Here is a 25489-nt window from a genome sequence, read left to right as displayed (position 1 = left end):
CTCGGGCAGGGGCGGCCGACCGAGGAGATCGCCGAGCGGCTGAACCTCTCGCGGAAGACGGTGGAGACGTACCGGCGGCGGGCGAAGGAGAAGCTCGGGTTCGACACCGTCACCGAGCTCCTACAGTTCGCCATCCGGTGGGAGCAGGCCAACCCGGCCAGCTCGCGACGAGGCTCCTAGCCCCCGGTCCCTAGCCGCCTTCCGGATCAGTCCACCTGGGCTTCAGTCCCCCTCCGGGATGTAGAGCTCCGAGATCCGGCGCGCCGTCGCGTACGCGCCGTAGCGGAGCCGGCCGAGCAGGCTGTCCTGCGCGAGGATGTTGAGGCGGACGCGGTCGAGGTAGGGCTCCACCCTCATGTGCGCCTGCTGCGGGAGCCGCTCCACGATCTCCTCGCTCAGCGACATCACGTGGCGATCCGCGTGCACGTCCCGGCTCACCCGCTCGGGCACAGGGGCGTCCAGAACCCGTTCGGCCAAGGACAGCCCGAGCCACAGCACGCGGCTGCTCCGCATCGCGCGGGCGCGGGCGTACACCGCGTCCCAGTTCAGCTCTGGCGTAGCGCGCAGGAGCTCGGCCACGTCGGCGATGTACTTCAGCCGGTCCCACCGGTTCTTGAACCCGTGGTAACACAGCACCTCGAGGAGATCGACCGTCTCCAAGACCCGCGTTTCCGACGCCCCGAACTTCATCGTCCCGGAGCGCCTGAGGAGGTCGCCGAAGTCCTCCGTGTACGAGTAGCCGGGCGGCATTATCGCCGTGTGGAGGTCGATCACCGCCAGCGCCGACCCCACGCTCGCCATGCGGCGCCAGAACGTGAACTGGCCGTGGATGAAGAGGTAGCTTCGCTTCTGGAACGGGGTCAGCTCCCGGGACTCGTACCCCTCCCCTTCCAGGATGCGGTTGGCCTCGTCGAACCTCGCGCGGTCGATCACGAGGTCGAGGTCGACGAACGGACGCAGCGCGATGCCCCCGTAGATGCTCTGCGCCAGGACGGGACCCTTCATAGCGATGACGGGGAGCCCCTCGCGCTCGAACACCCCGGCGAGCCGGCCCAGCTCGTGCACGAGCACGAGCCCGTGCGCAGAACGGGCGCCGACGACGGCCCGTAGCCGGTCGAGCGGCTCTACCGCGAGCAGTTCCGGCGCCAGCCTCCGCAGGTGGTAGTACAACAGGGGCTGGACGCCGTGGTAACCGGCGATCGCGCCCAGGTAACCCCAGTCGAGGTCCTCTCCGAGTAGCGCCTCAGCGCGCACTTCCTGTTCCCCTCCGAGCGCGGTCCGGCTGAAGAGCGTCAGCAAGTCGAATTCTGCGCGGCGTTCCATTTCAATGCCGCTGATTATGGGTGGCACAACGGTCAGTGGGTGGCACAATGGATGATCTGGCCCGATCGGCTGTTCGGCCAGCGTAAGACTGTGACGGGCGCATAGGTCTAAACCGTAAGATAAGCCGAGGCGACAGCCGAGGGACCCCTGTCCTGTTGGCCTGCTGCGCCGTCTCCCCGCCTCCTCAAACGTCGGGCCCGAGAGGGGCCGTAGCGCGGGGGCTCCCCTGGAGCGGGCGGAGGAGGCATAGGCGAGGGAAACGAAACAGCCCGCACGTGTGCGGCACCACTCTCCCTTCTCAGCAGACCGGACCGGAGCTGGGAGGCGGGACGTCCAACACGGTAGCTATCGGCCGATGGGCACGCCGTCATAACGCGGGTCGCCCTCGACTACTCTTGGGGCCGTAACGCGAGTTCTGCTACCAGGGGCCGGTGGTCCGAGGCCACGTTCTTATCCACGCGAGCCGCCCGCACCTCCCACTCCTTACTGGCCAGGACGTAGTCGATCCGGACGAGGGGGAGGCGTGCGTGGTAGGTCCCGCCCCACCCACTTCCGGCCCCCTTGAACGCGTCTTGCAGCGGGGCGGCGAGGTGGGCGTAGGCCCAGTGGTACGGCGTGCTGTTGAGATCGCCACACACGATGAACGGGTGCGGCTCCGATTCGAGCACGCGACGGAACTCCCGCGCCTGCTCCGCCCGTATCCGAAAATCAGCCCGGTAGGAACGTAGAGCGCGGTACCACGCCGAGAGCGAAAACACGTGCCGCTCCCCCCCTACCCGCTTCCACGGCCGCTCTCCACTGAAGGAGTGCATGTGCACGCTGTAGACGGCGATGACTCGCCCCTGCCAGTGGTAGAGCGAACGCGTGATCCCTCCCGATCTCCACAGCCCTTCCTGGGGGTACCCCGCGACGAGTTGGGCTGGGCCGGCCGGCTCGAGCAGGGAGAAGATGGGCTCCCGCACGGGGGCGTACGCATCACCGGCTAGCCGCGAGAGCCCGTACCCGCGGCCCAAGAGGGCGGGGACGACCACGAGCCCCCCGCCCTGAACCTGCCCGGATGGCGGGGTCGCCTGGACCGTGACCTCTTGGAGCGCGAAGACGTGCGGCCTCGCCTCGGTCACCAGTCGCTCGAACGCCCTCCCGGAGAATCCCGGAGCATTGAAGCTCACTACTGTGAGGGTAGGCGTAGCGGGTGGGACGGTGGCAGGGACCGCCCCCCCCGAACCCATCGGTGCGGCAACAGCGGCGACCAAAATAGCGAGGTGGCTTGCGAAGGCGATCCAGCGCCGCGTTAGCGCCATGGCAACAGCCACGCCTATCACGGCAGCCCCAAGGTAAGGAACCGCTGGAGCGATTAACTGAAGGACCCAGAGGGGACCCGGAGGGACGAAGTACGCTGCGCTACCGGCCACGAAGAGCCCACCGAGCAGGAGATCCCCTCCCAAGGACAGCACCCGAACGAGCCGCCGCATCCGACGTGCTACTCCATCACCTTAGCTGCCTGGGTGCCGGCAGCCGCCTGGGTGCCGGCCTGGCGCATCTGCGCCGCCCACGACGTCGCGTAATGCCCCCCCCTCACGATGAGGTCCGCGTGGGAGCCCGACTCGATGATGTTGCCGTCGTCCATGACGTGGATGATGTCGGCTTGCATGGCCGTGCTGAACCTGTGCGTGATGATGAGGGCCGTCTGCCCCTCCACGATGCGCCGGAACCGGCGGAGCCAGTCGTTCTCGGCCCACGAGTCCATAAAACTGGTGGGCTCATCGAGGATGATGAGGGGGGCGCGCCGCAAGAACGCACGAGCGAGCGCCACCCGCTGCCACTCCCCCCCGCTGATCTCCATGCCGGTAGCGAACCACCGTCCCAAGATCGTGTCGTAGCCTTTGGGAAGCTCCGAGATGAAATCGTGCGCGCCGGCGCTGCGCGACGCAGCTTCGAGTTCGTCCCGCCCGTATGGGGCGCTCACGTCGCCCATCCTGATGTTCTCCGACGCCGTCATCTGGTACTTCATCGCGAACTGGAACATGACGGAGATGTGGTGGCGGAGGTCCGCCTGCGCGAAGCTCCGGATGTCCACACCGTCTACGGTCACCCGCCCCGTGTCGGGGTCATAGAACCGGCAGAGCAGCTTGATAAAGGTGCTCTTCCCGGCCCCGTTCTCCCCCACGATGGCCACCACCTTCCCCGCAGGGATGTGGAGGTTGAAGTCCTGCAAGGCCGGCCGCTCGCTGCCGGGGTACGTGAAGGTGACGTCCTCGAAGCGGACCCCGCTCTCGAGCACGCGCGGGAAGGGCACGGGCTCGTCGGGGTCCACCACCTCTTTGCGCCGGCGCAAGAACGCGAAGACGTGCTCTAGGAACAACGTGTTCGTGTAGATCTCGCCCATGCCTTGCAGCAAGGATCCGACGAGGGACTGCCCCTGGTTGAACGCCTGGTAGAAGAGGGCGAGGTCCCCCAGCGTGGCCTGCCCCTCCAGGGCGCGGAGCACGATCCACGCCATCGTGGCCCCGGTCACCAAAAGCGCGATGGCCGCGGCGAGGAGCCTCCCGAGGACCTGCTTGCGGAGGAGCACGAGCCGATCCTCGCGCAGCCTCTTCCGTAGCGCCCCGTACTCCTCCTGGAAGAGGCCGCCCAGGTTGTTCACACGGATCTCGGCCGCCGTCATGTCGCGGGTGAGCATGAGGTCATAGTACTGCGCCCGACGACGGGTCGGCGTCATCTCCTCCCACCACGCGTGGTACTTCTTGTTGTGGTAGACGACGACGAGGAAGGCCGGGAGCGTGCTGACGACCAAGACGAGCGGTAGCCACAGGCTGTACTGCAGGAGCAGGACCGCTATGGAGGTGAAGGTGACGGTGGCCTGGAGCAACCCCCCGACGTTGTTGAGGAGTTGGAGCGTGCGGCTGCTCGCCTGCGAGTTGGCCTGCTCGAGTTGGTCGTGGTACTCCGCCGATTCGTAGAGCCCGAAATCTGCCGCTACTGACTTCTCATGGATGAGGGACTTGATGTGGTCTCCTGCGATCTCGGCCTGGGCCGTAGACACCCACTCGTTCAGCCCGCCGAGGACGCGCTGCAGGAGCATGAGCCCGGCCATCAACCCCGCAGGCACGAGGACGAGTGCGACGGCCTCCCACGAAGCCCCCCCACCCACCACGGACGCCACGCTGTCCACCACCCACTTCGTGAGGTAGACGATCGCTGCCGGGATCACCCCCTGGACGACGAGTAAGGCGAACCAGAGGACGGTCCACCTACGAGCGGAATCCCAGATGAAGCCGAGTGCGAGTCGGGCATACTCCAGGCGCCCGATCACTTCAATAGCACGTCCTTTCACAGTTGAGGGCTCGTTACCGAATCAATAGAATGCACTAGACTCCCGGAGGTCCGTGCCCAGCGGGGGAGGGCCTGCCTCGCACCGATGCCCCATAACCCTTGCTCCATAACCCTGGTGGAGCCCGACTGGATGCGACCGACAACGCCGTGTCAATATACGTGCCAAGGGAGGGATACGTGCGGATAGCACCGGACTTAGGGCTCAGTCGGACGGGGGGAGGGGCGGCCGTTCGCGGGGGAGGGGCCCCACCAAAACCCGGCAACCCCGCGGGCCCCTCGCTCACTGGAGCATCGCCTCCAGAACCGGGCGACCCCCAACCTCAGGGCGGATTGGGATTCAGCGGTGTCCCCCACCGCGACTGCCCCCACCTTGACCGCGCCAGCAGTTCGACGGCTAATGACGCTGCCAAGACCGCCGCCGCGGGCTCGACCACGTGGGTAAACCGCGGCGTGGAGAAGAAGGAGACGTGTACGACGGTGACTAACAGGACGGGGGCCGCAAGGACCCACGCCCACGCCTCTCGGCGGTGGCGCGCGAGGGCCCACGTGGCCGGTACGATCAGCAGGAAGCGCAGGCCGATGAGGAGTTGGGACAACGGGCGGCGGGGGTGCCGGGGGTCCCCCGACGACGGCCAGGGCCCCCACAGCTCCCACATCGCCGAGAGCCTCTGCTTGAGGAAGACGCGGGGGTTCTCGACCGCGAATCGGAAGTATGTCGTAAACGGACGCTCTTGCTCCTCTTCCGAGAATCGCGCCTGGAAAGACGCTTGGGTGAAGTCGACGCCGTCAGAGCTGACCGTGTCGATCGAGAGCAGCACGTTGTAGGCCACGTTCTGGGGTGGCACAATCGTGCCCGCCGTGAGGAGCACGGCCTGCAGCCCAGCTACGAGCATGGCGCCGAGCACGAAGGCCACCGCCTCCCTCCGACTCCGCCGGAAGGCGAGGATCACCACGAGGAGGGCCGGCACCACGGGCAGCAAGGACGTCCGGACCAAAACAGCGAGCGAGAGCACGAGGCCAGACCATAGGGCTCGGTGACGGAGGAGGAGGTACAGAGCCGAGACCAGCAAGAACGTAGCGGTCGCCTCCGACATGAGCATCCGGGCGAAGTTGAGCTGGTTAGGGTAGACGGCCACAACGAGGGCTGAGAGGGCCCCCGTCGAGCGATCGGCTACCTGGCACCCGATCGCGTAGACCACCACGACCGTCCCGATCGACGCGCACACGTTCAGCCAGAGGACCGCCGTTGGCACGTACTGCGGGCTGAGCGCGGCCCAGAAGCCCGCGATCAAGAGCGGGAACCCGTTGGGGAGGTATGCGTGGGGGGTGCCCGCTGCGATCTGACGCCCTTGCTCGAGGTAGAACGACGTGTCGATGGGGAACCAGCCCGGACCGCTGACGACGGCGACCCCTACGCGGAGCGTGATCGCGAGCCCGAGTACGGCCAAGAACGCGGGGGAGAGCCCGTACGGCAGGGCGCTCATAGTGCGGGCCGCCAAGGATGGTCGGTCGGTTAACATGTAGGCGACGGGGGGGTCAAGTCGCAGCGAACGGAGCGGGAACCCGGGGCCTCCCTTTTCCTAGAGACCAGATCTTTCCTAGAGACCAGATCACGCGGGTGCCCTTGCGAATGTGAACCCTTCCGACGACCGGACGTGAGATCGCCCACCGCGCGGGCCTGCGTGCTCGGTGGCGGACGACGCCCGACGACTCCTGCCGGCCGGCGCTCGTCGAACCTCCCCCGTCTCTAGCCGCGCCGTGTAGGGACCCTCGATGCAGGCCCTTGCGCCGGAGCCATCGCGTGGTAGGCCGCGGAAGGCCCCACGGCGAAACGCGAACTCGGAACGTTGGTCGCTCACCTAATTGCCCGCGGCTTCCACGCTCGCTACGGCACCCCTCGGGACGAGGGCCTCGAGATCGCGCTCCACTAGATCGAACAGGGCCGGCAGAGCAGCGAAGGACGCCTTGCGATGCAGCTCGCTGATAGGGACGGAGCGCACCAACTCCGAGCACTGCCCGAGGTGGTGCGCGAGCACGGGGGGGCTCGTCATCACGTGCATGACCCGCGTGTGGCGAATCAGCCGACGGACCACCTCGGAAGCCGACAACGGTGTTATCGCGTGGGCTGGCGCGTAGTCCTCGTTCAACAGGTACAGCTTCTTCAGCGGGAGGGGCGTCTCGGGCATCTCGTCTCGCACGAGCAACCTCTTGAGCCCCCCCTCGAACACCAACGGTAACGCTTGGAAGTCACCCATCAAGCTGCCGCCGGCTCCGGGGAGCAAGCGGATGTGGGGGTAGCCCGGCACAGCGTGGGGGCGCTCCCCAGCCGTGAGGTCCACGGCGAGCACGTCGTCCGTCACGAGGGAGTACCCCCGCTGACAGAAGAACTCTGTCAGCGTGGACTTGCCCCACCCGGACTCCCCGAGGAAACCGATGGCCTCTCCGTCCCTAGCTACGCAGCACGCATGGACGACGAAGAGCCCCCGCTGTCGGAGCAAGATGCTCAGCAGGGGCCCCAATACGTACGAGCACAGCAGGTCGTCCCCCATGGGCGCGCGCATGTCGATCACCATGCGTGTCCCGTCTTCGATGAGGAACTCCAAGTCGTCGTAAATCCTACCCCGAGACAGCCCCTCTCGTGAGGACGCGCTGAGCTCGGCCTCGGAGAGCCGGCGACGGACTATCGTAGCGTCCGGGGGCCCTGCGCCGAGGGGGAGCCCGGCCAGCTTGATGTCTGAGTGGATCGTGAGCGTGTAGGCCCTGTAAGAAAACATCTCCATCTCAGTATCGCTGGCCGGACTCCCCCAAGGAGCAGTCGCTGACATCCTGTGATCAGGCGTCGATCAAGGGGCGTCGGGGTTCTGGCACTCGCCCGCCTGCGGGTGGCCCTGGGGGAAGAACACGCAGCCGTCCAGGGAGCCGCCGAGGCCCGGCTGGGTCCCGTTCACGGTGTAGAAGGTGTCGGCCGTGCTGTTCTCGCGGCTGTCCGCCGTGAGCTGGCTGATGCTGCCGAAATCGCTCAACTGAGGAGCGGTATAGAGCTTCTTCATGGTTTTACCTGTTTAGGTATGGTTTGTTAACTTCCCCAAGGGGGAACTCGTGGAACGCTCTCGTGGAACGCTAGGGATCAGGGCGTCGCGGCGGGATTGATACAGCGGCGCGTCTGAGGATTGAACACGCAACCGTCCATGGAGCCACCGGCGCCTGACTGGCTCCCGTTCGCGGTGTAGAAGGTGTCGGCCGTGCTGTTCTCGCGGCTGTCCGCCGTGAGCTGGCTGATGCTGCCGAAATCGCTCAACTGAGGAGCGGTATAGAGCTTCTTCATGGTGTGGCCCGAGGGCGCTAAAAAAGGGGGTTACCGCACGGGCCGCTTCCTCTATACGAGGAATCAACGGCGTGAGAGACACAGGTCATGCGGTAATACTCAACATACGCTTCCGAGTCTCCGTTCAACTGCTTCCTGTCGTCTCGCACGCTATGCGCTTTTGGCGCAAGAGCGCACAGGGTTACTCCCCCATCAACCGTTTCGATCTTCGGAAGCGGAGGCATCGGTATCCACGGACGGTTCACGGCGCCGCTTGAGCCAGAAGGACATCGTGGCTACTGCGGCCAAACGGACCTGGTCTAGCTCGCCTAGCTCCGCTCCTCGCTCGTACATGCGGCGGACCGCTTCAGTGTCCACGAACTCCGCGAGCGGGCCGAGGTCCGTTACGTGCTCGCGTAATCGCTCGTCGTTGCGCTCGAAGAGGCCTGGGGTGAACGTTGGGACCATGTTTCCTTTACCGGTGCGCCAAGCTATACGCTCTGGCAGTACGTCGACGAGGGCCTGTCGGAGGATGAAGCGCGTCCAACCGTTGCGGAGGCTGAACTCGGAAGGAAGCGACAGGCAGAACTCTACCAAACGCCGGTCCATGAACGGGTGACGGATCTCTACGTGTTGCGCACTGGCGCACAGGTTTCCCAATTCGAGGCCTATTGCCAACTTCCCCCCCCCCAACACTTCCCTCTGCGACTCCCGCACCCCCTCGGCGTTGGACTTGAGCCCCTCGAACTCAGCGAGCCGCTCGCGATGTCGGATCCGTTCGGCGAACTGCCGACTCAACAGCGGCGGAGGGACCTGCGCGCCGGAGACGCTCCCCGACCCGTTCCCCTTGGACGCCCTCCACAACTTGAGCAGCCACGCAGGGGCCAGCAGGTATCGCCAGTGGCGCCTGAGCAAGGGGCCGCGCTTAAGGGAGAAGGCGCGCCTAGCCGTCTGCAGGCCTTCCCAGTACCGAGTCCACGCGCCCTCTTCCGCGTAGGCCCGTAGGCGTGGGACCCCGTACGTTCCGAAAACCCTCGCCAAGGCCTTCGGGTCGGCCATCTCTCTTTGGGCCTCTTGCATGTGGTCGGCGCTCTTGAAGCGCGCCACGAGCTGGGTGGCCTCGTCTGCGAAGGCCTCCCAATCGTCGGCGTCCACGAGCTCTTTCAGCCGGAGGTACCCGTGGGAGATCACGTTGTCGCCGTCCAGGCCGTCCAAGAGGACCCGGACCCCCCTGCGGCGCGCCTCCTGGAGCATCACCCATACTAAACGAGGATTCCCCGAAATCAGCTCGCTGTCGAGCGTGCCGTAGATCTCGTCGAGGTCGCTCAGGGGTCCCCCCGTGTCTCCGGGGACGAAATGAGGGACGAAGCCGCCTTGCTCGAGGACGGCCGAGATGTAGGAGCGCTCGTCGCTGGCCTGGTCCTCGTCGAAGACCAGGGAGATGGTGTGGAGCTCCCCCCGCCCCGCCCCTAGCAAGATGTCTCGAGCAACGCAAGACACGGCTGAGGAATCGAGCCCCCCGCTGAGTTGGGAGGCGACCGGGAAGGCGCTCCTCAAACGGCAACGGACGGCTTCAGTGAAGAGCTCCCTGAAGCGCTCCGTGTAGTCGGCGTCGGAGTGGCAACCCGCCGAGGGCACCGGACGGAGTTCGTAGTACTTCCACTTCCGTATCCCGTGTGCGTCCACCCTCAAGGCGTGGGCGTGAGGGAGGCGGAGGACGCCCTCGTAGAGCGTGCTCTCTACGTCGTCCCAGCTCCACGACAGATAGTCTGCGACCTTGACCTCGTTGATGTCCTCTGGCACTCCATCGAGCGTTAGGATCGCTTTGACCTCGCTCCCGAAGGCGAAGATCTGCCCCGGCTCGTAGTAGTAGTACAGGGGCCGCGTCCCCACGTAGTCCCGTGCGCAGAAGAGCGCCCGCTGGCGAGCGTCCCAAATAGCGAAAGCGAAGTCCCCCACGAGCCGGTCGAGGCACCGCTCCCCCCACGCCTCGTACGCTGCGAGGATGAGCTCGCTGTCCGCGATCGGTTCGGGCCGGTTCGGGAGCGCCAGCCAGGCGATCAACTCGTCCCGGTTGTCGATCCGGGCGTCGGCCGTGATCGTGAGCGTGCCCGCCTCGTTCGTGAGCGGGAGCACCTCGTGGAGCGACTCCGGCGTCGTGTGGAATGCGCCGTGGGCCAACCCCACCGCGCCCCCCGTCCACACCGCGGACCCGTCGGGGCTCCGGTGAGGCATCGTGCCGATCATACGCGCCGGGGTGGCCCGGTCTACGGCCCGGCCATCCAACAGGTAAAGCCCGGCGACCGCGCTCACGCCGGCTCCTGGTGGGCGGGCGTCTCTGGCCGCATCGGTACTAACGGGGCGTATAGCCGCGGCGAATGCCCCCCCCCGATGAGCACCCGGGTGCCACGCTCGAGCCACGCGTGGGCCAGCAGCTCTTGGCCGTCCTTCGCCACGCCGATTCGCAGGGTCGAGTCCATCCCCTCCTGCCGGAGGATCCGCTGCGCCGCGAGCGCCTGGGTGAGGCACGGCTTCGTCCCGAGGAGCCGGCGGCTCATCGCCTCGACGGCTCCAATGATCCGACGGAGGCTCCGTCGCTCCTCATCCGGCGTCATCGCTCGCGGCGCTACGGGGCAGTCCGCGAGCCGGTGGACGGTCCGGTACGGCAGCACCCACAGCCCGATTCGGACGGCGCTCACGAGCACGAACGCACGAACGAGCAACACCCGGTCGGCCCACGAGCGGGCGAGGAACTTACGCAGGAGCGCCATCGCTGATCTCGATGAGTTCGCGGTTCTCCATCTCACGCAGGAAGGCGACCACGTCCGTCCTCAGTTGGTCCTCTGCGACGTCGTACTCCTGCAGGAGGGCCGCCATGATCCGGTCTACAGAGCGGGGCTTCTGCGAGAGCTCGAAGATGCGGGCGCCGAGCTCGTTCAGCCCGTAGTAACGGCCGGTATGGGGGTCGAGGACGACGGCTTCTCCGCCTAGGTCTGCGGCCGTAAGACCCGGCTTCACTACGACGGTCGAGCGCTCTGTAACCATGAAGGCGTTCACAAATGCGGGGGGGCTAGCGGAGATCATTTCTATCTGCGGAGTATAGTAACTCTAAGCGAAGGTGTCCATCCCTCAACTACGCCGGGCGTGCGCAGAGGGCGAGGATGCCCCATACAACCCAGGCTGGGGGTCCCCCGTGGTAAGGTGCTCGCCCTCTCCTCGTCAAGGGGCCGCGCGGGCAGCGAGGGCCTCGTGGGAGTCGGCGATGGCGCGACCCTCAAGCTTTCGGGTGGACGTGACCTCCCGAGCCGGGGTCATGGGACCCATCGATACGAGGTCCACCGAGGACGAGCCGCCGTCCCCGTTCGAAGCCGCGAACCGGACGGACGATTCCCCCGCTTTCGCTTCACGGTTCGGCTCTGAGGCGGAAGCCGCTCCGCTGGACCGACCGATCGGGTGGATGTCCGGTACGACGTAGCTGCGGCGGAGGTACTTCAGCCGGTTCAACCCGAGCCCCGTGAGCGCGAAGACCCCCACGATGAGTACGATCCCCAGCGCGACGGGCAGGACGCTGAGCGCGACGGCGGCCACGCCGAAGCTGAGCGCGACGGCGTAGAGCACGAGCACGGCGTTGCGGTGGGACAGCGTCCGCGTGAGCCGGTGGTGGATGTGGTCGCGGTCCGGGGCGCAGATCGCCTTCCGCTCCACGAACCGGCGGGCGACGGAGAGCGCCGTGTCCACGAGGGGGAGCCCCAGCACCACGGCCGGCACGGCGAGGGCCATCATCGGGTTCGCATGCCCCGTGCCGGAGAGGGAGTACGTCGCGAGGAGGTAGCCGAGGAACAGGCTCCCGGAGTCGCCCATGAAGATCGACGCCGGGTTGAAATTGAACAGGAGGAAGCCCGCGAGCGCCCCCGTGATGATCAGCGCGATCATCACCAGCCCGATCTCCCCGTGGATCCCGAAGATGAGCCCGAGGGCCGCGAAGCCGATCAGCGACACCCCCGCCGCGAGCCCGTCGAGGCCGTCGAGGAGGTTCACCGCGTTGATGACGCCCACGATCCAGAGAAGCGTCACGGGGATGGAGACGAGGGCTTGCGTGTAGACGTCCTCCCCTACGAAGGGGAGCCCGGAGACGTCGACGCGGTAGCCCGCGTGCAAGAGGGCGTAGGCGACGAGGGCCTGGACAGCCAGCTTCCCTTTGAACCCGAGCCCGCGCGTGTCGTCGTAGAACCCCGACGCGACGATGGCGAGCGCGCCGGCCCACAGCGCCGGCGTGGGGAACACGACGTCGAAGGGGAGCAGCCCGCGGACGGCGTAGAGGTACGAGAGGCCCACGCCGAACCCGAGCGCGATGGCGATCCCACCGATGGCGGGGACCACGTCGGCGTGGAGCTTGCGCTGCCCATCCGGCCGGTCGACCCAGTCGTAGTCGATGGCGAGGCGGCGGACGATGGGCGTGGTGAGAGCCGTCGTGCCGAAGGCGACGAGGAAGCCCGCTATGAGCACCGAGTATTCCATGGGGTCGAGAGGCTACGTTCGTGATGGGCGGACGGAGGGGTATTCATGTCGTCCGCCCCACGTAGCTGCGGTAATCGTGCCAGGAGCGATAGAGGAGGGGTTTCGTAACCGTCTCCTATCGTACGGGCGAGGTAATGAGGGCTCCGGGGCTCAGCGCGCTTGGAGCGGGAGTGGGGGCGTTGCTCTTCTACGGAAGCTATAATGCCGTCTCGCCCGCCCCTCACTCTCTGGGGGGGCACGGGGGTGTACGTTTGGCGCATCCTAGGTGCGCTTCTGCGGACGTCCGCTCATTCGCTCGCTCAATTCGATGAATCAACAAGGCGGAGGATCAGTAGGGTCACGCTGGCGAGGGAGGTCACGATGCTCAGCGTGTCTCGGAGGTTGAAGCGGCTGTGGACCTCCGTCTCCACCGTAACCATGTCCCCGTTCATGAGCGTGGGGTGCGCGCCGGTCTGCCGGAGCGCCTCGTCCGCGTCGGCCTCGTACACGACGACGCGCTCCCCCCCCTCCTCCCGCAGCAGCCGGACCGTTCGCTCGACACGGACGGACTGGTTCTGGTCGGACGCCCCGGTCCCGCCCGAGAGCGCGAGGAGCTCCGTGAAGGTCGTCGTTTCCCCGACGACGTACACGCCCGACTTGGTGTTGCCCAAGACGAGCAACTCGATGGTCGCTTCGCCCGGAGCCGCGAAGATGAAATACGAGGTCCCCTGGGCTATGACGTCGGTGGGGCGCGGCGTCTGGGCCGCGGCAGGAGCAAACGACAGGAGTGCGGCGAAGGCGGTGATAGGGATGAAGAGGGGTCGCATGCGCAGAGGGGTAGGTAAGAGGTGTCGTTGTTCAAAACGCCCGCAGCGTGCAAAGCTACGGCCGAGAGGCGTGCTCTGCATGCTGCGGGCGCACTGCCGCCTCCACCGAGGCGTCGGCGCTACGATACCCCTTCGCCGCGGCGGAGACGCTTCCACCACGGCTTCGGCGCTTCGTCCTGCCCGTAGCTGTACTTGGAGTACGGGCCGTACTGACCGTAGCTGTACTTGTAGCCGTAGGCCATCGAGAGGTCGAACCGGTTGAGGAGCGTGCCGATCACGTGGGCGCCCACGTCGCCGAGGCGCTCGAGGCTGTGCTCGAGGTCGCCCTCCTTCGTCGTCCCGGCGGAGGCCACGACGATCGTCGCGTCGGCCTGCGTCGAGAGGAGGACGGCGTCGGTCGCCGCGAGGACGGGCGGGGAGTCGATCACGATGATGTCGAACTGGCCCCGGAGCGTCTCGAGCACGTCGCGCATCCGCTTCGAGCCCAGCATCTCGGACGGCTCCTCGACACGGGTAGGCCCCTCCCCTCCCGGCGTGTCCGACACGAGCGCTCCGGCCGGCATGACGAAGAGGTTCTCGTCGAACGGGGTCTGGAACACGTCGACGGCCGCATCGCGGTGGGCATCGCCCTGGTAGAGGAGCTGGACGAGGCCCGGCTCGATCGGGCACCCGAACATCTTGTGCTGCTTCGGCTTGCGGATGTCCGCGTCGATGAGGAGCGTGCGCCGCTTGGCCTGCGCCATCGTGAGGGCGAGGTTGGCCGCCGTCGTCGACTTCCCTTCCGAGGGGGCCGCGCTCGTCACGAGGACCGTCTGCACCACGACGCCGGGGCGGCTGAACTGCACGGCCGTCCGGAGGTGGCGGTACGCCTCCGACGTGGAGGAGAGCGGCTGGAGGAGCGTCGTCAGGTTCGTCGAGATGCGCTGGCCGCGGTAGTCCGCGAACTCGTCCCCGCCGTGCTCCTTCTTGATAAGGGCTTCCATCCCCGGGATCACCCCGAGCACGTCGAGGTCGCGGTCGCGGAGCTGGTCGGGCTTGTAGATCCGGTTGTCGAGCTTGTCGCGGACGAGGGCGAGGGCGATCCCGGCGGCGAGGCCGAGGAGGAGCGCCATCGCGATGTTCTTGAAGGGGTCGGCGCCGAAGGGCATGCCAGGAACGCTGGCGTGACGGAGGACGCGGGCGTACCCCGGCTCGGACTCGAGGGAGATCTTCGTCTCCTGGAGCCGCTCCACGACGTACTGGTACATCTGCTCGGCGTGCTGCCGCGTGCGCTCGAGCCGCGCGAGGTCCGTCGACTGCCCCGGGATGTTCGCCAGCTCCGCCTGGTACTCGCGCAGGCGGCTAGTGAGCGTCCCGACACGCGCTTCGAGACCCTCGACCTCGATGGCTTGCTGAACCGCGTTCCGCTTCATCTCGGCCGCGAACCCGACAGCGCTCGATCCCGCTTCGATCCCACCGACCGCCATCACCTCGTTCACGTACTCCTCGGTCAGCTGGTCGACCTCCGCTTCGAGACGCGGGATCTCCGCGTTGATCTCGTCGAGCCGTCTCTGATCCCGCGCCCCGGTATAACCCAGGATGACGCGGCGCTCCTCTTCGAGCCGGGCGAGGTTCTCCTGCAGCACGGCCAGGCGGCGGTCGACGTTGGACGAGACGCGCTTGGGGAGCTGCGCGTTGATGTCGCTCAGTTGCGCGTTGATCGACGAGAGCTGGGTCCGGCGCATCTGCATGTCGATCCGCGCCTCGTCACGCTGCGCTTCGAGGCCCGCGATCCGAGCGACGAGGGACGACCCTTCCTGGTTGAGGCCCACGGCGCCGGTCCGCCTCATGTAGTTCTCCACCGCGTCCTCGGCCGCCCGGAGTTCCTCGCGGCGCTTCGCCGCTTGCTTCTCCAAGAAGTCGTGGGTCTGGACGAGGTGGGTGCGGCTGGCGTCCTGCGTCTGGCGGACGTACTCCTCGGCGTAGAGGTTGGCCAGGAGGGCCGCCTCTTGCGGGTCCAAGCTCGTGGCCGAGACGGCGAGGGCGTTGTTGATGCTCCGGCTCGCCGGACCGAACTGCACGCCGCCCCGGGGTGGGAACGCCACGTCGGGATTCTCGGCGCTCATCTCGCGGAGCCGCTCGTTGACGCGGGCGTTGATGGTGTACGAGTTCTGGAGGATGAAGAGCTCCGTGGCGATCGAGCGGTCGCTGCGGACGAACGGCGTGTTCCCCTCGGAAACGACCGTCTCCCCCCCCGGCATCCGGTTGAGCTCCACCATGATGAGGGAGGTCGCCTGGTAGGCCGGCTCCTGCTGCAGCGTGTAAACGACGCCCACCGCCAGCACCAGGACGAAGACCGTAGCGATGATCCACCGGCGGCGGTACAGGACGTCGAGCACGCGCTCGATCTGCTTGTTCTTCGACTGCGAAGAAGGCGCATATCCAGGCGTAGCGCGGCGGGAATCGAGGTTAGGAGCGTTCATATTCAATAGGGCCCCGGAGGGCGATGTGGAGGTAAAGCGGGGCAGCCGTGCCCGGTACTCAAGATTGAAACGCGCATCGCACGCGGTCCTACACAAGTAACGGAATGTACGGACTCACACAGGCCGGTCGAGCCATCTTAGGCTCATGCGGAGTAGGCTTCTGGCGCAGGTCGGGTCAAGGGATCTCACCGTTTGGCGCGACTCCGCTTGCGCGACTCCGCGCTCGCGGCTCGAACCGCTGACCGGACCCAGGGCCGGGGCTACGGCCTTGTCTGACTGCAAGGGCCGTTCCGGTTTGGCACCGGGACGTATGGTGCGGCGTGACGGGTTGGTTTCGTAACCCTCCCGTCCGTGATGTAATGAACACGCGGAGGACGAGGGGCCGGCGTGGCCTGAACACTCCGGCGGTTTGTAAGGCGCGGTCTCCACGGAGGAGCAACGAACGGGGCATACGGCGAATTGAACTCGGGGGTTCGCTGCGGGACGGCGGGTGGCATGCTGGTTGTCGAGGCCACGGACGCCCCCACCAAAGCCCCACCGCCCGATGCGCTTTCCTTCTGCCCCCCTCCTCTTCACCCTCCTGCTCTGCTTCGCCCCCCGCGTAGCGCAGGCCGACCCCCACTTCGCCTCGTGTTCCGAGCGGACCGGGAACAACGCGACCCTGATCGTCCCGGCCTCGGCCATCGCCATCAACGGGGCCGCGCTCGAAGCGAACGACGAGCTCGCCGTCTTCACGCCTGGCGGCACGTGTGCCGGCCGGCTGGTCTGGAACGGGGGGAACGCGGCGCTCGCCGTGTGGGAGGACGACCCCATGACGGAGGCCACGGAGGGGTTCGCCGAAGGCGACGCGATGACGTACGCGGTCTGGGACGCGTCGGAGAGCCTCGAGTACGGCCGCGACCTCGGCGAGATCTCGGTGACGTACGACGGCGCGTTCGAAGACGCCGGGGTCTTCCTCCCCGACGCCGTCTACCAGGCGGCGCAGATCAGCGTCAGCGTCCCGGTGACCGATGAGCCGTCCGCTCCGAGCCTGTTCGCCCTCGACGGCAACTTCCCCAACCCGTTCAGCGAGCAGACGACGATCCCTTACGAGATCGCGGAGTCCACCCGGGTCAAGCTCGAGGTGTACGACATGCTCGGCCACCGGGTGCACGTCCTCGTCGACGCCACGCTCCCGGCCGGCCGCCACGAGGTCGGGTTCGTCGCCGGGAGCGAGCTCGCGAGCGGGATCTACCTCTACCGGCTCCAAGCGGGCGAGCACACGCTGCACCGGAAGATGACGCTGGTCAACTAACGGGACGCCGAGGACGACGAGCGAGCGCGGCCGGGGGAGGCTTCCCCCGGCCGCTTTTGTTTTGCCCGACGAGAAGGACGTGCCATGTGGATCTATCTTCATTTCATCATTTGAGTAAATCATCATCTTAGAACCTTGGCCAAACCTCCATACGACTCGTCAGGGCCGCATTTGCCGTTTGAGTAAATGAGTATATCTTCATTTGAAGTTTTACTCATCTCACGAACGACGCCCTGATGTCCCACGTCATCGCCGTGCTCAACACGAAGGGGGGGGCTGGGAAGTCCACCCTCGCTACCAACCTCGCCCGGGCGTTCCAGCGCGACGGGCGTTCCGTGCTGATCGTCGACTCCGACCCGCAGGGCACCGCCCGGGACTGGCGCGAGACCGGCGGCGACATCGACCTCCCGGCAGTGTTCGGGGTCGACCGGCCCACGCTCGACATCGACATCCCGAAGGTGGCCCACGCCTTCGACGTGATCGTCATTGACGGCGCGGCGAAGATGACCAAGATGGCGGTTTCCGCCATCAAGGCCGCCGACCTCGTCCTGATCCCGGTGCAACCCTCCGCCGCTGACCTCTGGGCCGTGAACGACCTCGTGGACATGATCGAGGCCCGGCAGCAGCTCACCGACGGCCGCCCGAGGGCGGCGTTCGTGATCAATCGCCAGATCCTCGGCACGCGCCTCGCAGGGGGCGTCGACGAGGTCCTCGCGTCGTACGGGGTCCCGGTCCTCGAGTCGAGGACGTCGCAGCGGGTCGCGTACAGCGAGGCGATGGCAGCGGGGCTGACCGTTCTCGACTACGAGCCGGACGGGAAGGCGGCCGATGAAATCCGGAGCTTGTACAACGAACTCAAGGGGTACCTCGATGGCTAAAGAGCGCAAGTCGCAGCCGGAGACGAAGGCAAAAGCGAACCCGCTAGGGGCGATCGGTCGACGGCCGGGGAGCTACGTAGGCGACCTCGACAGCCTCTTGGCGGAGGTCGGGGATGCGGCACCGCCCAGCCCGTCCGGTTCAGACCCATCCGTTTCAAAGACGCAGGAAACCGAGGAGGTGGCCGCTGAGCGTACCGCGAAGCGCGAGGAACACCCTGCGGAGCGGAGCAAGCCTCGGATGAAGCGGATCAACCTCGACGTGCCCTCCGACCTCCACCAGCAGTTCAAGGGCGTGACGGGGATGGCGGGGAGGACGATGACGGACGTGCTCCAAGAGCTCATCCGGGAGTACCTGGAGCGGACGAGGGGGTAGGGACGGAGGAGTGTCGCAGCCCCCGGGCAGAGCTAAGATGGAGCGGGGTCAAGAACCCTAACCATCTCAAAATCCCATTTGTATATTTGCTATTTGAATATTTGTATATTTGGACCCCTCTCTAAGGTTATTGTGTTTAATGAGTTTAAACGACGTCTCGAACGACAGATTGAGGAGATTCGAACGACAGATTGAGGAAATATCGACGACAGATTGAGGACTGCGACGACAGATTGAGGAAAGCCCTGGGTTGTTCGAACGACAGATTGAGGAAAGACCCCGAACGACAGATTGAGGAAGCCCCTGAGCGCCGCGTGGGAGGGAGATAGAACGCCCCGAACGACAGATTGAGGAAGGGAGCGTCGCTGTGCAGAGCACGGCCGGCCGGATCTAAGCACGACAGATTGAGGAAGGAATGGGTTCATACGAGCTGGATTCGGCGTTTCGAGTCCGGCTAAGCACGACAGATTGAGGAAAGCCCTCGCATCGGCGGGGGCGCTACGGCTATACTTGACGGATGCTCGGCCGATGCTAGGGCCCCCGACGAAGAGCGCACGAGGGGGCACGTCAGCGCCGCGTTCCTCAATCTGTCGTTCGAGACCGCTCATGCAACCCCTCCAGGACGTGCCGCTGCGCCGCGACTGGGTCGTGAAATCCAACGACCTGATCAACGCGAAGTATGACTGGACCGTGCTCCAGCAGCGGATGATCCTGCTCATGATCGCCCAACTCGACCTCGACGCCGACGACTTCGGGAACCAGACGGTCTACATCGGGGACCTCCTCGACCAGGGCCACGTGACGGGGAACGCGTACTACGAGCGGGCGGCGGAGGCGGCCCACGTCCTCCTCAACCAGAAGATCTACGTCATGGCCGAGAGCGGGCGGTGGCGGGGGTACAACCTCCTCTCGTACGTCGAGCCGGCCCCGGGCTACATCATCGCCCGGTTCAACCAGGACATGCGACCGTTCCTGCTCCAGCTCAAGCGGCGATTCACCCGCTACATGCTCGAGCACGTCATGCGCTTCCAGAGCCCGTACTCCATCCGGATCTACGAGCTCGCCCAGCAGTACGCCGACGTCGGGCACCGCACGATCGAGCTCGACGCGCTGCGGACGATGCTCGCCGTCGAGGACAAGTACCCCCGGTTCTACGACTTCCGCCGCCGCGTGCTCGAGCAGGCCCGCCGCGAGATCCGGAAGTTCACCGACCTCGAGGTCACGTACGACATCGTCCGCGACGGTCGTACGCCGACGGCGGTGAAGCTCTACATCCGCCGGAAGGACGAGCACGAATCGCGGGAGCAGGCGCCGGCGCGCCGGACGCGGCGCAAGGGGGACGCCGCGCGCGACCCCGCGCAGCAGGCGCTCGAGCTGCCCGTCGATCCCACGAGCGCGCGCCCCGCGACCCCACGTCCGGCGTCGAAGCCGGACCCCCAGCGGGACCCCGAGCGGTCGGCGTTCCAGGCGTGGCTCGCCGAGCGGTCGGGTGAGGAGCAGGCGGACCTCGAACGGCGTGCGACCGAGCGGCTCGACCCGTTCGTCCGGCAGATCGTCCGGAAGAACCCCGCAGGCGTAGCGGCCCAGGCGAGCCTCCGCGCCGAGATGATGGCGCTGTGGCGCGAGGCCATGGCGGAGAGCTAGCGCCGCTCACGCTCCAGCGCACCCGAGTGAACCAGCGCGGGATAGCGGCGGGCGAGCGGGAAAGGGGAGGGGGCAGGCGCCGAGCTTGTTCAGACCTTCGCGCACGCTGGCCGAATATTTGCCCTACACTCCGTTCATCAACTCGTCCCCCGAGCCCTGAGCGCAGACGGGGGGACCAGCCCCGAGCGGCTCGGGATTCACCGACGGCGTGAGAGAAAAGACCCTATGTGCGGGATAGCAGCGGCGTTTGCCTACAACGACGGGTCCGGCGTGGACCGAGCCGCGCTAGGGCGGACGTGCGACCAGATGAGCAGGCGTGGCCCCGACGGCGAGGGGACGTGGTTCGCTCCCGACGGCCGCGCCGGGCTGGGCCACCGCCGGCTCTCCATCATCGACCTCTCCGCGGACGGCGCGCAGCCGATGGTGTCCGGTGGGGGAGTATCCAGCGCGGGTTCTAGCGCAGGCTCCGGCGCGCACGTGATCGCGTTCAACGGCGAGATCTACAACTACCAGGCGATCCGCGACCGGCTCGAGAAGGCCGGGCACCAGTTCCGCTCGCACTCGGACACGGAAGTGCTCCTCCACCTCTGGGCCGAGCGTGGCGAGGAGATGCTCGGCGAGCTGCGCGGGATGTTCGCCTTCGCGCTCTGGGACGCCGAGCGCGGCGGGCTCTTCCTCGCCCGCGACCCCTACGGCATCAAGCCGCTCTACGTCGCCGACGACGGGCGGACGCTCTGGGCGGCGTCGCAGGTCAAGGCCCTCCTCGCCGGGGGCGGGATCGACACCGGGCCGGACCCGGCGGGCCACGTCGGGTTCTTCCTGTGGGGCCACGTCCCGGAGCCGCACACGCTCTACCGCGGCATCCGCGCGCTCCCGCCCGGCCACTCGCTGTGGGTCGACCGATCGGGGGAGAAGCGGGAGCGGTGCTTCGCTTCCGTATCTGACGCGCTCAGCGCCGCGGAGACGGACGCCGATGCTTTCCGGGGCCACGCCCCCGACGAACTGCGCGCGGCGCTCCTCGACAGCGTGAGGCACCACCTCGTCGCCGACGTCGACGTGGGCGTGTTCCTCTCCTCAGGCCGGGACTCGACGACGCTCGCCGCGCTCGCGGCCGAGGTCGGCGGGCGGCTCCGCACCGTCACGCTCGGGTTTGAGGAGTACCGGGGCACGGCCGACGACGAGGTCCCTCTCGCCGAGGCCGTCGCGGCCCACTACGGCGCGCAGCACGACACGGTGTGGATCGACCGCGCCGACTTCCACGCCTCCTTCGACGACTTCCTCGCGGCGATGGACCAGCCGACGCTCGACGGGGTCAACAGCTACTTCGTGAGCCGGGCGGCCGCGCAGGCCGGGCTGAAGGTCGCGCTCTCCGGTCTCGGCGGCGACGAGCTCTTCGGCGGCTACCCCAGCTTCACCGAGATCCCGCGGCTCGTCGGGCTCGTCGGCCGCGTCCCGCTCGCGGGGCGGATCGGGCCGGGCGTCCGCGCCGTCGCGGCTCCGGTGCTCGGCCGGTTCACGTCGCCGAAGTACGCGGGCCTGCTCGAGTACGGCAACGACGTCGCCGGCGCGTACATCCTCCGCCGCAGCCTCTTCATGCCGTGGGAGCTGCCCGGCCTCCTCGACCCGGATCTCGTGCGCGAGGGGTGGCGCACGCTCGACACGCGGGCGCGGCTCGAAGCCACGACGCGCGGGATCGAGCGGGACCGGCTGAAGATCTCCGCGCTCGAATCGACGTGGTACATGCGCAACCAGCTCCTCCGCGACACCGACTGGGCGAGCATGGCCCACTCGCTCGAGGTCCGCACGCCGCTCGTCGACTGGAAGCTGCTCCACGACGTCGCCCCGCTCCTCGCCGCCGACCCGACGCTCGGCAAGCACAGCATGGCCGAGACGCCGGCGCGTGGGCTCCCCGACGCCGTGCTCAACCGGCCGAAGACGGGGTTCACGACGCCCGTCCGGCGGTGGATGCTCGAAGAGGGGCTCGTCTCGTCGTCCGACCGCGGACTGCGTGGGTGGGCGCGCGAGGTCCACGCCCGATACACGGGGGGTCGCCCCACGGGGACCCGACACACGGGGGCGCCATGAGGCTGCTCACGCTCGTGACCGATGCCTTCGGCGGGCGCGGCGGGATCGCGAAGTTCAACCGCGACCTTCTCGCGGCCCTCTGCAGCCACCCGGCGACGACGGAGGTAGTGGCGCTGCCCCGCGTGATGCCGGAGCCCGTGACGCGGCTGATGCCGGGGGGGCTGACCTACCACCACGAGGCCGCCGGCGGCAAGGTCGGATACGTGCGCGCCGTCGGGCGGACGCTCCTGAGAGGCGGGCACTTCGACGGCGTCGTGTGTGGGCATGTCTACCTTCTGCCCCTCGCCGTGCTCGCGGCGTTGTGGAAGCGGGTGCCGCTCCTCCTCGTCATCCACGGCATCGAGGCGTGGGGGCCGACGCAGCAGGGCGTAGCGCTGCGCCTCACGAGGCGGGCCTTCCGGCGCCTCGACGCCTTCATCGCCGTCAGCGACGTCTCGAAGCGGCGCTTCGCGGCGTGGACCGGGGTCGACGAGCGGAAGGGGTTCGTCGTGCCGAACTGCATCGATGCCTCCGGGTTCGGCCCCGGTTCGAAGCGGCCGGACCTCCTCGCCCGCTACGGGCTGGCGGGGAAGCGGGTGCTGCTCACCCTCGGGCGGATGGACCCTGCCGAGCGCTACAAGGGCTTCGACGAAACGCTCGAGGCCGTGGCCGCCCTCGCGCCGGCCCACCCCGACCTCGCCTACCTCGTATGCGGCGACGGCGGCGACCGGCCGCGTCTGGAACGGAAGGCCGTCGAGCTCGGCGTGGGTGACCGCGTCGTGTTCGCCGGCTACATCCCTGAGGAGGAGAAAGCCGACCACTACCGTTTAGCCGACGCCTTCGTCATGCCGGGGAGGGGGGAGGGGTTCGGTATCGTGTACCTGGAGGCGCTGGCATGCGGTGTGCCTGTGGTGGCGAGCAGCCACGACGCCAGCCGCGAGGCCGTCCGCGACGGCGCCCTCGGCGAGGTCGTCGACCCCGACGACGCGGCCTCCGTCCGGCGCGGAATCCTTCGAGCTTTAGCGACCGAGCACGACGGGGCCCCCGAGGGGCTGGCTTACTTTTCGTTCGATCGGTTCCGCGAGCGATGGCACGAGGTGGTGGACCACGTGTTTGTTCCTACCGCCGACCCCCGGTCCGAAACGATCTGCGAGCCCGTCGCGGAATCCGCATAACGATACCCTGTATGGTGACGCCGTCCCCGGTGTCGCCGCCCATTTCTACCGTATGGAAGCCCAAGCAACCCAGCCCTCGCCGCTAGCCGTCCAGCCCCGACCCCCCGGTCGGGACGATCAGGCGCAGGGCGAGCCCTTCATCCGGATCGAGCCGCCGAAGGGGTGGCGGCTCGTGAACTGGCGTGAGCTCGTCGCCTACCGCGACCTCCTCACCCAGTTCGTCCTCCGCGACGTGTCGGCCCGCTACAAGCAGACCGTGCTCGGCTACGCGTGGGCGGTGATCCGCCCGGTGTTCAGCATGGTCGTCTTCACCGTCATCTTCGGTAACCTCGCGGCGGTGCCCTCCGACGGCGCGCCGTACGCCCTCTTCTCGTACGCGGCGCTGCTGCCGTGGACGTACTTCTCGGGCGCGCTCGGCGGGGCCACGAACAGCCTCACGGCGCAGAAGGGCATCTTCACGAAGGTCTACTTCCCGCGCCTGATCATCCCGCTGGCCCCCGTGATCACCGGGCTCGTCGATTTCGCCATCGCCTCCGTCGTCCTCGCCGGGCTCATGGTGTACTACGGCGTGGCGCCGACGCTGAACGTGGTCTTCCTCCCGCTCCTCATCCTCATCATGGTGGCGACGGCTTTCGGCGCGGGGCTCTGGCTCTCGTCGCTCTCGGTGCAGTACCGGGACGTGAACCAGGCGATGACCTTCGCGATGCAGCTGCTGATGTACGCCGCGCCCGTCGTCTGGCCCGTGTCCCTCATCGTGGAGAAGTTCCCCGTCTGGGGCGAGACGCTCCGCCTCGTCTACGGGCTCTATCCCATGGCCGGCGTGATCGAGGGCTTCCGGGCCTCGCTGCTCGGGACCGTCCCGATGCCGTGGGACCTCATCGCCATCGGTGCCGGCGTCGCGGCTTTCCTCGTGATCACGGGGAGCCTCCTCTTCCGCCGCATGGAGCGGACCTTCGCCGACGTCGCCTGATCACTCTGTACCCTGCTATGAGCACGCTGCTATGAGCAACCTGGCCATTCGTATCGACGGCATCGGCAAGCGCTACCGCATCGGGATGCTGGAGGAGCGCTCCGAGACCCTAGCCGGCGCCGCCTTAGGCGTGCTGAAGGCGCCGCTGAAGAGCTTCCGAGACCTCCGCAAGCTGAGCGTCTTCGGCGAGGCCGATGAGGCCGACGTGCTCTGGGCCCTCCGCGACATCTCGTTCGACGTGAAGCACGGCGAGGTCGTCGGGCTCATCGGGCGCAACGGCGCGGGCAAGAGCACGCTGCTCAAGGTGCTCAGCCGGATCACCGAGCCTACGACGGGGAGCATCGACATCTACGGCCGCGTGGCCTCCCTCCTCGAAGTCGGCACCGGCTTCCACCCCGACCTCACCGGCCGCGAGAACGCCTACCTCAACGGGACCATCCTCGGGATGAAGAAGGCGGAGGTGGACCGGAAGTTCGACGAGATCGTCGCGTTCTCCGAGATCGAGAAGTTCATCGACACGCCGGTGAAGCGGTACTCCTCGGGGATGAAGGTGCGGCTGGCGTTCTCGGTGGCGGCGCACCTGGAGCCGGAGATCCTGCTCGTGGACGAGGTGCTTGCGGTCGGCGACGTGGCCTTCCAGAAGAAGTGCCTCGGGAAGATGGACGACGTGGCGGGAGAGGGGCGGACGGTGATCTTCGTGAGTCACCACATGAACATGATCGAGGCGCTGTGCGAGCGCGGCGTCGTGCTTGACGGCGGGCGGGTCACCTTCGACGGCGGCGTCGATGAGGCCATCGGCGTCTACCTCAGCCAGATGGACGCCTACGCCGACGTCGAGGTGGCTGACCGGACGGACCGGGAGGGCGACGGGAGCGTGCGCCTGCTGGGGCTGTGGTTCGAGGGCGAGAACGGCGAGCGGCGGACCACCTTCGCCTCGGGAGAGACGGTGCGGATCTGCCTCGACTACGAGATGCTGGAAGAGACGGGGAAGTGCGACGTCCACCTCGGCCTCTACGACCACATGAGCCGCAACGTCGCGTACCTAAGCACGGCCTTCGACCCCGCTACGGTGAACGACGCGCTCCGCCCTGGGAGGGGGCTGATCGTGTGCGAGATCCCCCGCCTCCCCTTGCCTTCTGGGGATTACTCGCTTAACACCTCCATATGGCGGAACCGTCAAAAAGCAGATTGGATTGAGGCTGCCTCGCGCTTCTACGTGGAAGGCGGGGACTTCTACGGGGTTGGTAAAACACCCAGCGCTAAGAGCGGAAGTGTTCTCTTAGACTATCGGTGGCGGGAACGGGAGCTTGCACACGCGAATGACTAGCGCAGCAGGGACGGATCT

The 25489-nt window shown here is 67.2% G+C and carries 22 protein-coding genes; 9 read left to right on the top strand and 13 right to left on the bottom strand.

The window, feature by feature from the left end:
- Positions 1–180, top strand: a 180-nt coding sequence (locus ABJF88_15415; GenBank protein MEP0548325.1) for a LuxR C-terminal-related transcriptional regulator, incomplete at its 5' end; no start/stop codon positions are given.
- A 42-nt stretch (positions 181–222) separates the two neighbouring features.
- Here the strand turns inward: ABJF88_15415 and ABJF88_15410 are convergent.
- The 13 genes from ABJF88_15410 to ABJF88_15350 form a co-directional block, all read right to left on the bottom strand.
- A complete protein-coding gene (locus ABJF88_15410; protein MEP0548324.1) occupies positions 223–1323 on the bottom strand; it encodes a nucleotidyltransferase family protein in 1101 nt (366 codons plus the stop codon).
- A 389-nt stretch (positions 1324–1712) separates the two neighbouring features.
- Positions 1713–2492 (bottom strand): endonuclease/exonuclease/phosphatase family protein, encoded by a 780-nt coding sequence (locus ABJF88_15405; protein MEP0548323.1) that lies wholly within the window; start codon positions 2490–2492, stop codon positions 1713–1715.
- 311 nt (positions 2493–2803) lie between these two features.
- Positions 2804–4657 carry an ABC transporter ATP-binding protein gene (locus ABJF88_15400; GenBank protein ID MEP0548322.1) on the bottom strand — a complete coding sequence of 618 codons (1854 nt, stop codon included), beginning with the start codon at positions 4655–4657 and terminating at the stop codon, positions 2804–2806.
- 319 nt (positions 4658–4976) lie between these two features.
- Positions 4977–6140 (bottom strand): glycosyltransferase family 39 protein, encoded by a 1164-nt coding sequence (locus ABJF88_15395; GenBank protein ID MEP0548321.1) that lies wholly within the window; start codon positions 6138–6140, stop codon positions 4977–4979.
- A 375-nt stretch (positions 6141–6515) separates the two neighbouring features.
- The gene (locus ABJF88_15390) at positions 6516–7436 is read right to left on the bottom strand and encodes a serine kinase (protein MEP0548320.1); all 921 of its coding nucleotides are present in this window, start codon (positions 7434–7436) and stop codon (positions 6516–6518) included.
- Positions 7437–7499: 63 nt separating this feature from the next.
- Positions 7500–7706 (bottom strand): hypothetical protein, encoded by a 207-nt coding sequence (locus tag ABJF88_15385; protein MEP0548319.1) that lies wholly within the window; start codon positions 7704–7706, stop codon positions 7500–7502.
- 77 nt (positions 7707–7783) lie between these two features.
- Complete coding sequence (locus ABJF88_15380; protein ID MEP0548318.1) at positions 7784–7981, bottom strand: hypothetical protein; 198 nt, start codon at positions 7979–7981, stop codon at positions 7784–7786.
- A gap of 192 nt (positions 7982–8173) precedes the next feature.
- Entirely contained in the window at positions 8174–10273 is a 2100-nt protein-coding gene (locus tag ABJF88_15375; GenBank protein MEP0548317.1) for a lasso peptide isopeptide bond-forming cyclase, read from the bottom strand.
- Entirely contained in the window at positions 10270–10731 is a 462-nt protein-coding gene (locus tag ABJF88_15370) for a lasso peptide biosynthesis B2 protein (protein MEP0548316.1), read from the bottom strand. Before ABJF88_15370 ends, ABJF88_15375 begins: the two co-directional genes overlap by 4 nt.
- Positions 10715–11017, bottom strand: coding sequence for a PqqD family peptide modification chaperone (locus ABJF88_15365; protein ID MEP0548315.1), 303 nt, complete (start codon positions 11015–11017; stop codon positions 10715–10717). The genes ABJF88_15370 and ABJF88_15365 overlap by 17 nt, the downstream gene beginning before the upstream one ends.
- Before the next feature lie 162 nt (positions 11018–11179).
- Entirely contained in the window at positions 11180–12478 is a 1299-nt protein-coding gene (locus ABJF88_15360; GenBank protein ID MEP0548314.1) for an MraY family glycosyltransferase, read from the bottom strand.
- Between the two features lie 299 nt (positions 12479–12777).
- Positions 12778–13284: a hypothetical protein gene (locus ABJF88_15355; protein MEP0548313.1), complete on the bottom strand. Its 507-nt coding sequence runs from the start codon at positions 13282–13284 to the stop codon at positions 12778–12780.
- A 119-nt stretch (positions 13285–13403) separates the two neighbouring features.
- A complete protein-coding gene (locus ABJF88_15350; GenBank protein MEP0548312.1) occupies positions 13404–15746 on the bottom strand; it encodes a polysaccharide biosynthesis tyrosine autokinase in 2343 nt (780 codons plus the stop codon).
- Positions 15747–16290: 544 nt separating this feature from the next.
- Here ABJF88_15350 and ABJF88_15345 point away from each other — a divergent pair.
- The 8 genes from ABJF88_15345 to ABJF88_15310 all read left to right on the top strand — a co-directional run bounded on the left by ABJF88_15345 (position 16291) and on the right by ABJF88_15310 (position 25471).
- Positions 16291–17040 carry a T9SS type A sorting domain-containing protein gene (locus tag ABJF88_15345; GenBank protein MEP0548311.1) on the top strand — a complete coding sequence of 250 codons (750 nt, stop codon included), beginning with the start codon at positions 16291–16293 and terminating at the stop codon, positions 17038–17040.
- A gap of 236 nt (positions 17041–17276) precedes the next feature.
- Positions 17277–17918 (top strand): ParA family partition ATPase, encoded by a 642-nt coding sequence (gene parA, locus ABJF88_15340; GenBank protein ID MEP0548310.1) that lies wholly within the window; start codon positions 17277–17279, stop codon positions 17916–17918.
- Complete coding sequence (locus ABJF88_15335) at positions 17911–18291, top strand: hypothetical protein (GenBank protein MEP0548309.1); 381 nt, start codon at positions 17911–17913, stop codon at positions 18289–18291. Before parA ends, ABJF88_15335 begins: the two co-directional genes overlap by 8 nt.
- Before the next feature lie 606 nt (positions 18292–18897).
- The gene (locus tag ABJF88_15330) at positions 18898–19935 is read left to right on the top strand and encodes a replication initiation protein (protein ID MEP0548308.1); all 1038 of its coding nucleotides are present in this window, start codon (positions 18898–18900) and stop codon (positions 19933–19935) included.
- 225 nt (positions 19936–20160) lie between these two features.
- Entirely contained in the window at positions 20161–22020 is a 1860-nt protein-coding gene (gene asnB / locus ABJF88_15325; GenBank protein MEP0548307.1) for an asparagine synthase (glutamine-hydrolyzing), read from the top strand.
- On the top strand, positions 22017–23174 hold the full coding sequence (locus ABJF88_15320) for a glycosyltransferase family 4 protein (GenBank protein ID MEP0548306.1): 1158 nt from the start codon (positions 22017–22019) through the stop codon (positions 23172–23174). The genes asnB and ABJF88_15320 overlap by 4 nt, the downstream gene beginning before the upstream one ends.
- 52 nt (positions 23175–23226) lie before the next feature.
- The gene (locus ABJF88_15315; GenBank protein MEP0548305.1) at positions 23227–24144 is read left to right on the top strand and encodes an ABC transporter permease; all 918 of its coding nucleotides are present in this window, start codon (positions 23227–23229) and stop codon (positions 24142–24144) included.
- Positions 24145–24175: 31 nt separating this feature from the next.
- Positions 24176–25471, top strand: a complete 1296-nt coding sequence (locus tag ABJF88_15310; GenBank protein ID MEP0548304.1) for an ABC transporter ATP-binding protein — start codon at positions 24176–24178, stop codon at positions 25469–25471.
- Positions 25472–25489 lie beyond the last annotated feature (18 nt).

This window comes from Rhodothermales bacterium (genome assembly GCA_039944855.1).
Lineage (GTDB): Bacteria > Bacteroidota > Rhodothermia > Rhodothermales > JANQRZ01 > JBBSMX01.
The sequence above is the reverse complement of the archived record's forward strand: the minus strand, read 5'-3'. Positions and strand labels throughout refer to the sequence as shown.

Bases quoted from the DNA above. Each gene is read 5' to 3' on its own strand.
- ABJF88_15380 (MEP0548318.1), bottom strand. From the start codon at position 7,981: ATGAAGAAGCTCTATACCGCTCCTCAGTTGAGCGATTTCGGCAGCATC.
- ABJF88_15350 (MEP0548312.1), bottom strand. From the start codon at position 15,746: ATGAACGCTCCTAACCTCGATTCCCGCCGCGCTACGCCTGGATATGCG.
- asnB (MEP0548307.1), top strand. From the start codon at position 20,161: ATGTGCGGGATAGCAGCGGCGTTTGCCTACAACGACGGGTCCGGCGTG.
- ABJF88_15315 (MEP0548305.1), top strand. From the start codon at position 23,227: ATGGAAGCCCAAGCAACCCAGCCCTCGCCGCTAGCCGTCCAGCCCCGA.
- ABJF88_15410 (MEP0548324.1), bottom strand. From the start codon at position 1,323: ATGGAACGCCGCGCAGAATTCGACTTGCTGACGCTCTTCAGCCGGACC.
- ABJF88_15370 (MEP0548316.1), bottom strand. From the start codon at position 10,731: ATGGCGCTCCTGCGTAAGTTCCTCGCCCGCTCGTGGGCCGACCGGGTG.
- ABJF88_15385 (MEP0548319.1), bottom strand. From the start codon at position 7,706: ATGAAGAAGCTCTATACCGCTCCTCAGTTGAGCGATTTCGGCAGCATC.
- ABJF88_15360 (MEP0548314.1), bottom strand. From the start codon at position 12,478: ATGGAATACTCGGTGCTCATAGCGGGCTTCCTCGTCGCCTTCGGCACG.
- ABJF88_15310 (MEP0548304.1), top strand. From the start codon at position 24,176: ATGAGCAACCTGGCCATTCGTATCGACGGCATCGGCAAGCGCTACCGC.
- ABJF88_15330 (MEP0548308.1), top strand. From the start codon at position 18,898: ATGCAACCCCTCCAGGACGTGCCGCTGCGCCGCGACTGGGTCGTGAAA.
- ABJF88_15395 (MEP0548321.1), bottom strand. From the start codon at position 6,140: ATGAGCGCCCTGCCGTACGGGCTCTCCCCCGCGTTCTTGGCCGTACTC.
- ABJF88_15390 (MEP0548320.1), bottom strand. From the start codon at position 7,436: ATGGAGATGTTTTCTTACAGGGCCTACACGCTCACGATCCACTCAGAC.
- ABJF88_15335 (MEP0548309.1), top strand. From the start codon at position 17,911: ATGGCTAAAGAGCGCAAGTCGCAGCCGGAGACGAAGGCAAAAGCGAAC.
- parA (MEP0548310.1), top strand. From the start codon at position 17,277: ATGTCCCACGTCATCGCCGTGCTCAACACGAAGGGGGGGGCTGGGAAG.
- ABJF88_15355 (MEP0548313.1), bottom strand. From the start codon at position 13,284: ATGCGACCCCTCTTCATCCCTATCACCGCCTTCGCCGCACTCCTGTCG.
- ABJF88_15345 (MEP0548311.1), top strand. From the start codon at position 16,291: ATGCGCTTTCCTTCTGCCCCCCTCCTCTTCACCCTCCTGCTCTGCTTC.
- ABJF88_15320 (MEP0548306.1), top strand. From the start codon at position 22,017: ATGAGGCTGCTCACGCTCGTGACCGATGCCTTCGGCGGGCGCGGCGGG.